This is a genomic window from Escherichia sp. WS338 (assembly GCF_046486405.1).
Classification (GTDB): Bacteria; Pseudomonadota; Gammaproteobacteria; order Enterobacterales; family Enterobacteriaceae; genus Escherichia; species Escherichia coli.
On sequence record NZ_JBJQLL010000064.1, the window covers coordinates 1 to 12,396 of the forward strand.

11 protein-coding genes are annotated in these 12,396 nt (G+C 48.7%); 10 read left to right on the top strand and 1 reads right to left on the bottom strand.

What is annotated here, in order from left to right; all coding sequences use genetic code 11:
• The 5 genes from ACJHWT_RS24455 to dosP form a co-directional block, all read left to right on the top strand.
• On the top strand, positions 1 to 118 hold a 118-nt coding region (locus tag ACJHWT_RS24455), incomplete at its 5' end, for a hypothetical protein (RefSeq protein ID WP_000385785.1).
• Between the two features lie 155 nt (positions 119 to 273).
• Positions 274 to 1,809 carry an acid resistance gamma-aminobutyrate antiporter GadC gene (gadC, locus tag ACJHWT_RS24460; protein ID WP_000246027.1) on the top strand — a complete coding sequence of 512 codons (1,536 nt, stop codon included), beginning with the start codon at positions 274 to 276 and terminating at the stop codon, positions 1,807 to 1,809.
• Between the two features lie 130 nt (positions 1,810 to 1,939).
• Entirely contained in the window at positions 1,940 to 3,259 is a 1,320-nt protein-coding gene (locus tag ACJHWT_RS24465; protein ID WP_025492067.1) for a family 10 glycosylhydrolase, read from the top strand.
• Positions 3,260 to 3,634: 375 nt separating this feature from the next.
• A complete protein-coding gene (gene dosC, locus ACJHWT_RS24470) occupies positions 3,635 to 5,017 on the top strand; it encodes a diguanylate cyclase DosC (protein ID WP_000426268.1) in 1,383 nt (460 codons plus the stop codon).
• A gap of 24 nt (positions 5,018 to 5,041) precedes the next feature.
• The gene (gene dosP, locus ACJHWT_RS24475; protein ID WP_021539151.1) at positions 5,042 to 7,441 is read left to right on the top strand and encodes an oxygen-sensing cyclic-di-GMP phosphodiesterase DosP; all 2,400 of its coding nucleotides are present in this window, start codon (positions 5,042 to 5,044) and stop codon (positions 7,439 to 7,441) included.
• A gap of 189 nt (positions 7,442 to 7,630) precedes the next feature.
• Here the strand turns inward: dosP and osmC are convergent, their stop codons facing one another.
• Complete coding sequence (gene osmC, locus ACJHWT_RS24480; protein WP_000152305.1) at positions 7,631 to 8,062, bottom strand: peroxiredoxin OsmC; 432 nt, start codon at positions 8,060 to 8,062, stop codon at positions 7,631 to 7,633.
• Positions 8,063 to 8,406: 344 nt separating this feature from the next.
• Between osmC and bdm the strand changes: the two genes are divergently transcribed.
• The 5 genes from bdm (at position 8,407) to ACJHWT_RS24505 (ending at position 12,289) form a co-directional block, all read left to right on the top strand.
• On the top strand, positions 8,407 to 8,622 hold the full coding sequence (gene bdm / locus ACJHWT_RS24485; protein WP_000495766.1) for a biofilm-dependent modulation protein: 216 nt from the start codon (positions 8,407 to 8,409) through the stop codon (positions 8,620 to 8,622).
• A gap of 101 nt (positions 8,623 to 8,723) precedes the next feature.
• Positions 8,724 to 8,861: a stationary-phase-induced ribosome-associated protein gene (gene sra, locus ACJHWT_RS24490; protein WP_000841554.1), complete on the top strand. Its 138-nt coding sequence runs from the start codon at positions 8,724 to 8,726 to the stop codon at positions 8,859 to 8,861.
• A 156-nt stretch (positions 8,862 to 9,017) separates the two neighbouring features.
• Positions 9,018 to 10,715 (top strand): malate dehydrogenase, encoded by a 1,698-nt coding sequence (gene maeA / locus ACJHWT_RS24495; protein WP_000433462.1) that lies wholly within the window; start codon positions 9,018 to 9,020, stop codon positions 10,713 to 10,715.
• A 133-nt stretch (positions 10,716 to 10,848) separates the two neighbouring features.
• Positions 10,849 to 11,859 carry an alcohol dehydrogenase AdhP gene (gene adhP / locus ACJHWT_RS24500; RefSeq protein WP_000642407.1) on the top strand — a complete coding sequence of 337 codons (1,011 nt, stop codon included), beginning with the start codon at positions 10,849 to 10,851 and terminating at the stop codon, positions 11,857 to 11,859.
• A 145-nt stretch (positions 11,860 to 12,004) separates the two neighbouring features.
• The gene (locus tag ACJHWT_RS24505) at positions 12,005 to 12,289 is read left to right on the top strand and encodes a HigA family addiction module antitoxin (protein ID WP_000781370.1); all 285 of its coding nucleotides are present in this window, start codon (positions 12,005 to 12,007) and stop codon (positions 12,287 to 12,289) included.
• Positions 12,290 to 12,396 lie beyond the last annotated feature (107 nt).

The following is a 12,396-nucleotide window of genomic DNA, read 5'->3' on the forward strand; positions in this document are numbered from 1 at the left end:
CTTCGAAATGGACTTTGCTGAACTGTTGCTGGAAGACTACAAAGCCTCCCTGAAATATCTCAGCGACCACCCGAAACTGCAGGGTATTGCCCAGCAGAACAGCTTTAAACACACCTGATAACGTTTAACGGTAACGGTGTCCCGAAACGAAGCCGTTTCGGGACAATTTCCAAAGTCTGTTCACTGGCATTAGCAACGGAAAATATTGTTCTGAATACGCTTCAGAACAAAACAGGTGCGGTTCCGACAGGAATACCGTTTTAGGGGGATAATATGGCTACATCAGTACAGACAGGTAAAGCTAAGCAGCTCACATTACTCGGATTTTTTGCCATAACGGCATCGATGGTAATGGCTGTTTATGAATACCCTACCTTCGCAACATCGGGCTTTTCATTAGTCTTCTTCCTGCTATTAGGCGGGATTTTATGGTTTATTCCCGTGGGACTTTGTGCTGCGGAAATGGCTACCGTCGACGGCTGGGAAGAAGGTGGCGTCTTCGCCTGGGTATCAAATACTCTGGGGCCGAGATGGGGATTTGCAGCGATCTCATTTGGCTATCTGCAAATCGCCATTGGTTTTATTCCGATGCTCTATTTCGTGTTAGGGGCACTCTCCTACATCCTGAAATGGCCAGCGCTGAATGAAGACCCCATTACCAAAACTATTGCAGCACTCATCATTCTTTGGGCGCTGGCATTAACGCAGTTTGGTGGCACGAAATACACGGCGCGAATTGCTAAAGTTGGCTTCTTCGCCGGTATCCTGTTACCTGCATTTATTTTGATCGCATTAGCGGCTATTTATCTGCACTCCGGTGCCCCCGTTGCTATCGAAATGGATTCGAAGACCTTCTTCCCTGACTTCTCTAAAGTGGGCACCCTGGTTGTATTTGTTGCCTTCATTTTGAGTTATATGGGCGTTGAAGCTTCCGCAACCCACGTCAATGAAATGAGCAATCCAGGGCGCGACTATCCACTGGCTATGTTACTGCTGATGGTGGCGGCAATCTGCTTAAGCTCTGTTGGCGGTTTGTCTATTGCGATGGTCATTCCGGGTAATGAAATCAACCTCTCCGCAGGGGTAATGCAAACCTTTACCGTTCTGATGTCACATGTGGCACCGGAAATTGAGTGGACGGTTCGCGTGATCTCCGCACTGCTGTTGCTGGGTGTTCTGGCGGAAATCGCTTCCTGGATTGTTGGTCCTTCTCGCGGGATGTATGTCACAGCGCAGAAAAACCTGCTGCCAGCGGCATTCGCTAAAATGAACAAAAATGGCGTACCGGTAACGCTGGTCATTTCGCAGCTGGTGATTACTTCTACCGCGTTGATCATCCTCACCAATACCGGTGGCGGTAACAACATGTCCTTCCTGATCGCACTGGCGCTGACGGTGGTGATTTATCTGTGTGCTTATTTCATGCTGTTTATTGGCTACATTGTGTTGGTTCTTAAACATCCTGACTTAAAACGCACATTTAATATCCCTGGTGGTAAAGGGGTGAAACTGGTCGTGGCTATTGTCGGTCTGCTGACTTCAATTATGGCGTTTATTGTTTCCTTCCTGCCGCCGGATAACATCCAGGGTGACTCTACCGATATGTATGTTGAATTACTGGTCGTTAGTTTCCTGGTGGTACTTGCCCTGCCCTTTATTCTCTATGCTGTTCATGATCGTAAAAGCAAAGCGAATACCGGCGTCACTCTGGAGCCAATCAACAGTCAGAACGCACCAAAAGGTCACTTCTTCCTGCACCCGCGTGCACGTTCACCACACTATATTGTGATGAATGACAAGAAACACTAACCATGTCTGAATGGTTATAAGATAAGGGAGCGATAATTCATCGCTCCCTTTTTCGTGCTTGCTGTCGTATTGACTTAACCGGGATAAGTACGAGAATGAGCGCACATCTGTTTACCGGAAACCAGCACATATGGATATCTGCTCCCGAAACGAGAAATTAGCGATTAGAAGACCAGCGATACTGGTTGCACTGGCACTTTTACTGTGTAGTTGCAAAAGCACGCCTCCAGAGTCAATGGTGACACCACCAACAGGTTCGAAGCCACCAGCTACGACGCAACAATCGTCACAACCGATGCGTGGCATCTGGCTGGCCACAGTGTCTCGCCTCGACTGGCCACCGGTTTCCTCGGTTAACATTAGTAACCCCACCAGCCGGGCCCGTGTACAACAACAGGCGATGGTCGACAAACTGGATCATCTGCAACGTCTCGGCATCAACACGGTCTTTTTCCAGGTCAAGCCGGACGGTACCGCCCTGTGGCCATCGAAAATTTTGCCGTGGTCCGATCTTATGACCGGAAAGATTGGTGAAAATCCAGGTTACGATCCGCTGCAATTTATGCTCGACGAAGCCCACAAGCGTGGGATGAAAGTACACGCCTGGTTTAACCCCTATCGCGTATCGGTTAATACGAAGCCCGGTACTATCAGGGAACTGAATAGCACTCTGTCTCAACAACCAGCGAGCGTCTATGTGCAACACCGCGACTGGATCAGAACGTCCGGCGATCGCTTTGTCCTCGACCCGGGCATACCTGAGGTTCAGGACTGGATCACATCAATAGTCGCGGAAGTGGTTTCCCGCTATCCGGTAGATGGCGTGCAGTTTGACGACTATTTCTATACTGAGTCACCAGGTTCACGGCTAAATGATAACGAAACGTACCGCAAATACGGAGGCGCATTTGCGTCAAAAGCAGACTGGCGGCGCAACAATACTCAGCAGTTAATTGCAAAGGTATCGCACACTATTAAAAGCATTAAGCCGGAAGTCGAATTTGGCGTTAGCCCGGCAGGCGTGTGGCGTAACCGATCACACGATCCGCTCGGTTCCGATACCCGAGGCGCGGCAGCCTATGACGAATACTACGCTGACACCCGTCGATGGGTGGAACAAGGATTGCTGGATTACATTGCTCCCCAAATTTACTGGCCGTTCTCACGGAGTGCCGCACGTTATGACGTTTTGGCAAAATGGTGGGCGGATGTCGTTAAACCGACCAGGACCCGCCTGTATATCGGTATCGCCTTCTATAAAGTAGGAGAACCTTCAAAGATAGAGCCAGACTGGATGATTAACGGCGGCGTACCGGAACTGAAAAAGCAGCTCGATCTTAACGATGCCGTGCCAGAAATTAGCGGCACAATCTTGTTCCGTGAGGACTATCTGAATAAGCCACAGACTCAACAAGCGGTCAGCTATCTGCAAAGTCGTTGGGGCAGTTAAACTCCCATTCTTACTTTGTAACAAGCCGGTGCTTTCCCCCCGGCTTGTTACCCTCTTGAAATATCCCACTAGTAATCATGCTTACTTAAGTCAAATTAACTACGCAATTAACCACACTTAGTTAAACAGTCATAAATCCCCTAATAAAAATGTATGAATATGAAAAAACATACGATATTCGCTGTCACCGAAAAATAATTACGATGGGCTATACTCTTCTGAAGAACAGTAGCGTAGATTGAAACTGTCCTAAGTCGCTTATTTGTTTTCAGTATATCTTCATATTTCAGGAGAATATGGTGCAGTTAGTCGATCTCGCACATTGCGTTTCGTTTTGATTCCGTCTGCTTTCCCAGCCTTATAAGGGTGTGAATTATGGAGATGTATTTTAAAAGAATGAAAGATGAGTGGACCGGGCTTGTCGAACAAGCAGATCCGCTCATTCGTGCTAAAGCCGCGGAAATTGCCGTTGCGCATGCCCATTATCTGAGTATTGAGTTTTACCGAATTGTCCGTATCGACCCGCATGCCGAAGAATTCTTGAGTAATGAACAAGTTGAGCGGCAGTTGAAAAGTGCGATGGAACGCTGGATTATTAACGTGCTTTCTGCCCAGGTTGACGATGTCGAAAGGCTAATACAAATCCAGCATACCGTTGCGGAAGTGCATGCCCGCATAGGAATTCCGGTAGAAATTGTCGAGATGGGGTTTCGGGTGCTGAAAAAAATCCTCTATCCAGTCATCTTCTCTTCGGATTATTCCGCCGCAGAAAAACTTCAGGTCTACCATTTCTCGATTAACAGTATTGATATCGCTATGGAAGTGATGACCCGCGCGTTTACCTTTAGTGACAATAGTGCCTCAAAGGAAGATGAAAACTATCGTATCTTCTCGTTACTGGAAAATGCCGAAGAAGAAAAAGAACGGCAAATAGCCTCATTACTTTCATGGGAAATAGATATTATCTATAAAGTCCTGCTGGATTCTGATTTAGGCAGTAGTTTGCCTTTAAGCCAGGCTGATTTTGGCCTGTGGTTTAACCATAAAGGTCGACATTATTTTAGCGGCATAGCCGAAGTGGGCCATATCTCCCGTCTGATTCAGGATTTCGACGGTATTTTCAATCAAACCATGCGTAATACCAGGAATTTGAATAACAGAAGTTTGCGGGTGAAATTTTTATTACAGATAAGAAATACCGTATCGCAAATTATTACCTTGCTGCGTGAATTGTTTGAAGAAGTATCGCGCCACGAAGTCGGTATGGATGTCCTGACGAAATTACTTAACCGCCGTTTCCTGCCGACGATCTTCAAACGCGAAATTGCCCATGCCAACCGGACCGGTACACCGCTGTCAGTGCTGATTATTGACGTTGATAAATTCAAAGAGATCAACGATACGTGGGGCCATAACACTGGCGATGAAATTCTGCGTAAAGTCTCTCAGGCCTTTTATGACAACGTCCGCAGTAGTGATTATGTTTTCCGCTACGGGGGCGATGAATTTATCATTGTTTTGACTGAAGCTTCGGAAAACGAAACGTTACGTACCGCAGAACGTATTCGCAGTCGGGTGGAGAAAACCAAACTGAAAGCCGCAAACGGCGAGGATATTGCCCTCTCACTTTCCATCGGTGCCGCCATGTTTAATGGTCATCCTGACTATGAGCGCCTCATTCAAATAGCCGATGAAGCTCTGTATATCGCCAAAAGACGAGGTAGAAACCGTGTTGAACTCTGGAAAGCCAGTCTTTAGATGCGCCAGGATGCAGAGGTAATCATGAAGCTAACCGATGCGGATAATGCCGCCGATGGCATTTTTTTCCCCGCCCTTGAGCAAAATATGATGGGCGCGGTGTTAATTAACGAAAATGATGAAGTGATGTTTTTCAACCCCGCCGCAGAGAAGCTCTGGGGGTACAAACGTGAAGAAGTCATTGGCAATAACATTGATATGCTGATTCCGCGGGATTTGCGTCCTGCGCATCCTCAATACATTCGTCACAACCGTGAAGGTGGTAAAGCTCGCGTCGAGGGGATGAGTCGGGAGCTGCAGCTGGAGAAAAAAGACGGCAGTAAAATCTGGACCCGTTTTGCGCTATCGAAAGTGAGCGCCGAGGGGAAAGTTTATTACCTGGCGCTGGTACGGGATGCCAGCGTAGAAATGGCGCAAAAAGAACAGACCCGACAATTGATTATTGCCGTTGACCATCTCGACCGACCGGTGATTGTCCTCGATCCGGAACGCCATATTGTGCAGTGCAATCGCGCATTTACCGAAATGTTTGGTTACTGCATTAACGAAGCCAGCGGTATGCAGCCCGATACACTCCTGAACATTCCAGAATTCCCTGCTGATAACCGTATTCGTTTACAGCAGTTGCTATGGAAAACCGCCCGCGATCAGGACGAATTTCTGCTGTTGACGCGCACCGGTGAAAAAATCTGGATTAAAGCCTCTATCAGCCCGGTTTATGACGTGCTCGCGCATCTGCAGAACCTGGTAATGACATTCTCGGATATCACCGAAGAAAGGCAAATCCGCCAGCTTGAAGGCAATATTCTCGCCGCCATGTGCAGCAGCCCCCCATTTCATGAAATGGGGGAAATCATTTGTCGTAACATCGAATCTGTTCTCAACGAATCGCATGTTTCGCTGTTCGCGCTGCGCAACGGGATGCCGATACACTGGGCGTCATCTTCGCACGGTGCAGAAGTTCAAAATGCGCAAAGCTGGTCAGCGACCATTCGTCAGCGCGATGGCACGCCTGCGGGGATCCTGCAAATTAAAACCTCGTCAGGAGCAGAAACCAGCGCCTTTATCGAACGCGTGGCAGATATCAGCCAGCATATGGCCGCGCTGGCGCTGGAACAGGAAAAAAGCCGTCAGCATATTGAACAACTCATCCAATTTGATCCGATGACCGGTCTGCCAAATCGCAATAACCTGCACAATTACCTCGATGACCTGGTCGACAAAGCCGTCTCTCCGGTGGTGTATCTCATCGGTGTTGACCATATTCAGGATGTGATTGATAGCCTTGGCTATGCGTGGACCGATCAGGCATTGCTGGAAGTGGTCAATCGCTTTCGTGAAAAACTCAAACCGGATCAGTATCTCTGTCGTATTGAAGGTGCGTCTTTTGTCCTCGTGAGCCTGGAAAACGATGTCAGTAACATTACCCAGATCGCCGATGAGCTACGGAATGTGGTCAGCAAGCCGATAATGATTGACGATAAACCATTCCCGCTCACCTTGAGCATTGGCATCAGCTACGACGAGGGTAAAAACCGCGATTACCTGCTCTCCACTGCTCACAATGCAATGGATTTTATTCGCAAAAATGGCGGTAACGGCTGGCAGTTCTTCAGCCCGGCGATGAACGAAATGGTAAAAGAGCGTTTGGTTTTAGGCGCAGCGCTAAAAGAAGCGATTAGTAATAACCAACTTAAACTGGTTTATCAGCCGCAAATCTTCGCAGAAACGGGTGAACTGTACGGCATCGAAGCCCTTGCTCGCTGGTACGATCCCCTGCATGGTCATGTGCCCCCTTCACGGTTTATTCCTCTCGCAGAAGAGATTGGTGAAATCGAAAATATTGGGCGCTGGGTCATCGCGGAAGCTTGCCGTCAGTTAGCAGAATGGCGTAGCCAGAATATTCATATCCCGGCGTTATCCGTTAACTTGTCTGCGCTGCACTTTCGCAGTAATCAGCTGCCTAATCAGGTATCTGATGCAATGCACGCCTGGGGTATTGACGGCCACCAGCTGACGGTGGAAATCACGGAAAGCATGATGATGGAACACGATACCGAAATCTTTAAGCGCATTCAGATCCTGCGCGATATGGGCATCGGTTTATCGGTAGATGATTTTGGTACAGGCTTTTCCGGATTATCCCGCTTAGTCAGTCTTCCGGTAACGGAAATCAAAATTGATAAAAGTTTTGTCGATCGTTGTCTGACCGAAAAACGCATCCTTGCCTTACTCGAAGCCATTACCAGCATTGGGCAAAGCCTCAATTTAACCGTCGTGGCGGAAGGCATCGAAACCAAAGAGCAATTTGAGATGCTACGCAAGATCCACTGTCGCGTTATTCAGGGATATTTCTTTTCCCGCCCCCTGCCCGCCGAAGAAATTCCATGCTGGATGAGCAGCGTGTTACCGCTGAAAATCTGATAAATTCCTCTCGCCCGCACTCGCGGGTTTTTATTTAACGTGACACTGTCACTTAAATACTGTGATTTCCGCTACGTTTAGTTGGACAACGACAACGCATAGCCATGTCACAACAATCCCTTCTCAGCCTGATGTGATTGTGCTGACGCATCAGGCAATCACGCGCCTGACGCGTCATCCGGCAACACTTTACGATTTCAACTGGTAATCAAGCGTAATTTCAGCTTTCAGTACCTGAGAAACCGGGCATCCTGCTTTTGCTTTCTGGATAATGCCGTCAAAAGTAGAGGCATCAATACCCGGCACCGCAACTTCGCTTTTCAGTGCGATTTTAGTAATCGCAAAACCGGCATCCACTTTATCCAGCGACACATCTGCGGTGGTATCAATCGATGTTGGCGTGAATCCCGCTTCCCCCAGCATTAATGAAAGCGCCATTGAGAAACATGCGGCATGCGCTGCGCCAATCAGTTCTTCAGGGTTGGTTCCTTTTTCGCCTTCAAAACGCGTGTTAAATCCATACGGCTGTTGGTTCAGCACGCCGCTCTCGGTGGATACAGTTCCCTTCCCGCGTTTGATATCGCCTTCCCAGTGTGCCTGACCTTTCTTATGGATTGTCATTGTTGCTCTCCTGTGGGCTTAAAAAGGAAATTATAGACTACGTGAGAAACAGCACGAGGATAAGCAGGATATTCCGAATAAAATCCGGCGAAAACATTATCTCTGTACTTAAATTAAATTCCCACAATAGATAACAGGAAATATATGACTCAAAAGATATTGTATCAATATTAATCGATTCACACCAATAACAATCCCTATCAATATCATAGTGTTAAAATATAAAACTCATCAACCAGGACTAATCTTAACAACGAAGCGGCAAATATTTGCCATGCTGAATGTGCTTTATAAATCTGCGATCCGTAGCAGACACCATAAATACACAGACACGGAGAATCACTATGTTTACTTATTATCAGGCAGAAAATTCAACAGCAGAACCCGCTCTGGTTAATGCCATTGAGCAAGGCCTTCGGGCAGAGCACGGTGTTGTCACTGAAGATGACATTCTCATGGAGCTGACCAAATGGGTGGAAGCTTCTGATAACGACATCCTCAGTGATATCTACCAGCAAACGATCAATTATGTGGTCAGTGGCCAGCACCCTACGCTTTAAGGTGCTATGCTTGATCGGCAACCTAATTTAGGGGTTTAGCACGTGTTTCTTCGCTACGGCGATGTTGTCCTTAAAACTAGCAACAGGATTGAGGAGTTAAAATGAAATCGAACCGTCAGGCACGTCATATTCTTGGACTGGACCATAAAATTTCTAACCAGCGCAAAATAGTTACCGAAGGTGACAAATCCAGCGTGGTAAATAACCCAACCGGCAGAAAACGCCCCGCTGAAAAGTAATTCATAACCATCAGTCCTCAATGACGATTAAACACCATTGCCTGCGCAATGGTGTTTTTGTTTTTATCTGCTTTATACTTGGGGCCGACGCCCTGGCGGTAAAGCAAAGACGATAAAAGCACCCCAGGGATGGATATTCAAAAAAGAGTGAGTGACATGGAACCAAAAACAAAAAAACAGCGTTCGCTTTATATTCCTTACGCTGGCCCTGTACTGCTGGAATTTCCGTTGTTGAATAAAGGCAGCGCCTTCAGCATGGAAGAACGCCGTAACTTCAACCTGCTGGGGTTACTGCCGGAAGTGGTCGAAACCATCGAAGAACAAGCGGAACGAGCATGGATCCAGTATCAGGGATTCAAAACCGAAATCGACAAACACATCTACCTGCGTAACATCCAGGACACTAACGAAACCCTCTTCTACCGTCTGGTAAACAATCATCTTGATGAGATGATGCCTGTTATTTATACCCCAACCGTCGGCGCAGCCTGTGAGCGTTTTTCTGAGATCTACCGCCGTTCACGCGGCGTGTTTATCTCTTACCAGAACCGCCACAATATGGACGATATTCTGCAAAACGTGCCGAACCATAATATTAAAGTGATTGTGGTGACTGACGGTGAACGTATTCTGGGGCTTGGTGACCAGGGCATCGGCGGGATGGGCATTCCGATCGGTAAACTGTCACTCTATACCGCCTGTGGCGGCATCAGCCCGGCGTATACCCTTCCGGTGGTGCTGGATGTCGGGACGAACAACCAACAGCTGCTTAATGATCCGCTGTATATGGGCTGGCGTAATCCGCGTATCACTGACGACGAATACTATGAATTCGTTGATGAATTTATCCAGGCTGTGAAACAACGCTGGCCGGACGTACTGTTGCAGTTTGAAGACTTCGCACAAAAAAATGCGATGCCGTTACTTAACCGCTATCGCAATGAAATTTGTTCTTTTAACGATGACATTCAGGGCACTGCGGCGGTAACAGTCGGCACACTGATCGCAGCCAGCCGCGCAGCAGGTGGTCAACTGAGCGAGAAAAAGATTGTCTTCCTCGGCGCAGGCTCTGCGGGGTGCGGCATTGCCGAAATGATCATCGCCCAGACTCAGCGTGAAGGATTAAGCGAGGAAGCGGCGCGGCAGAAAGTCTTTATGGTTGATCGCTTTGGCCTGCTGACCGACAAGATGCCGAACCTGCTGCCTTTCCAGACCAAACTGGTGCAGAAGCGCGAAAACCTCAGTGACTGGGATACCGACAGCGATGTGCTGTCACTGCTGGATGTGGTGCGTAATGTAAAACCAGATATTCTGATTGGCGTCTCAGGACAGACCGGGCTGTTTACGGAAGAGATTATCCGTGAGATGCATAAACACTGTCCGCGTCCGATCGTGATGCCGCTGTCTAACCCGACTTCACGCGTGGAAGCCACACCGCAGGACATTATCGCCTGGACTGAAGGTAACGCGCTGGTCGCCACTGGCAGTCCGTTTAACCCAGTGGTATGGAAAGATAAAATCTACCCTATCGCCCAGTGTAACAACGCCTTTATTTTCCCGGGCATCGGGCTGGGCGTTATTGCTTCCGGCGCGTCACGTATCACCGATGAGATGCTGATGTCGGCAAGTGAAACGCTTGCTCAGTATTCGCCGCTGGTCCTGAACGGCGAAGGTCTGGTACTACCGGAACTGAAAGATATTCAGAAAGTCTCCCGCGCAATTGCCTTTGCGGTTGGCAAAATGGCGCAGCAGCAAGGCGTGGCGGTGAAAACGTCTGCCGAAGCTCTGCAACAGGCCATTGATGATAATTTCTGGCACGCCGAATACCGCGACTACCGCCGTACCTCCATCTAAGCCTGCGCCCGGTGGTGAAAGCTGCCGGGCAATTTTCCTCTCCCTTTTTCAGATCTCATCCATACTGGGTAGTGGCGAATAAATCTCATTTGCCTCACCTGCTATGCAGAACATCATCCGAAAAGGAGGAACTATGAAGGCTGCAGTTGTTACGAAGGATCATCATGTTGACGTTACGGATAAAACACTGCGCTCACTGAAACATGGCGAAGCCCTGCTGAAAATGGAGTGTTGTGGTGTATGTCATACCGATCTTCATGTTAAGAATGGCGATTTTGGTGACAAAACCGGCGTAATTCTGGGCCATGAAGGCATCGGTGTGGTGGCAGAAGTTGGCCCAGGTGTCACCTCATTAAAACCAGGCGATCGTGCCAGCGTGGCGTGGTTTTACGAAGGATGCGGTCATTGCGAATACTGTAACAGTGGTAACGAAACGCTCTGCCGTTCAGTTAAAAATGCCGGATACAGCGTTGATGGCGGGATGGCGGAAGAGTGCATCGTGGTCGCCGATTACGCGGTAAAAGTGCCAGATGGCCTGGACTCGGCGGCGGCCAGCAGCATTACCTGTGCGGGGGTCACCACCTATAAAGCGGTGAAACTGTCAAAAATTCGTCCCGGTCAGTGGATTGCTATCTACGGTCTTGGCGGTCTGGGTAACCTCGCCCTGCAATACGCGAAGAATGTCTTTAACGCCAAAGTGATCGCCATTGATGTCAATGATGAGCAGTTAAAACTGGCAACCGAAATGGGCGCTGATTTAGCGATTAACTCACGCACTGAAGACGCCGCCAAAATTGTGCAAGAAAAAACCGGTGGCGCTCACGCCGCGGTGGTGACAGCGGTAGCTAAAGCTGCGTTTAACTCGGCGGTTGATGCTGTACGAGCAGGCGGTCGTGTTGTGGCTGTCGGTCTGCCGCCGGAGTCTATGAGCCTGGACATCCCACGCCTTGTGCTGGATGGTATTGAAGTGGTCGGTTCGCTGGTCGGCACGCGCCAGGATCTAACCGAAGCCTTCCAGTTTGCCGCCGAAGGCAAAGTGGTGCCGAAAGTCGCCCTGCGTCCGTTAGCGGACATCAACACCATCTTTACCGAGATGGAAGAAGGCAAAATCCGTGGCCGTATGGTGATTGATTTCCGCCGCTAAGAGGCCTTTGCTGCGACTGCCATGTTTGGGTCGCAGCATCACACACTCTCCAACATGAAATGGCTAAATGGATTATTGTTGCGTAGGAAGGAACAATAATGATAGTGTTCCTGGTGAAGGAACGCTACTGAGAGTAAAGACACTAATGAAAATGGCCAATCATCCCCGCCCGGGGGACATTATTCAGGAATCACTGGACGAACTTAATGTCAGCCTGCGCGAGTTTGCCAGAGCAATGGAAATTGCGCCCTCAACGGCAAGCCGATTGCTGACCGGAAAAGCAGCTTTGACGCCAGAAATGGCGATTAAACTTTCCGTGGTGATCGGCAGTTCGCCGCAAATGTGGCTGAATCTGCAAAACGCCTGGAGCCTGGCAGAGGCTGAAAAAACGGTGGATGTGTCGCGACTGCGCCGTCTGGTTACGCAATAATAAATATCCTCCGGCATAGCCGGAGGTTTTTCAAATGCGCCTATAAGGCTCTCTTACCAGCCGCGCCCTAACAGGCGCACACGATCTGACATTTGCATCCAACTTCG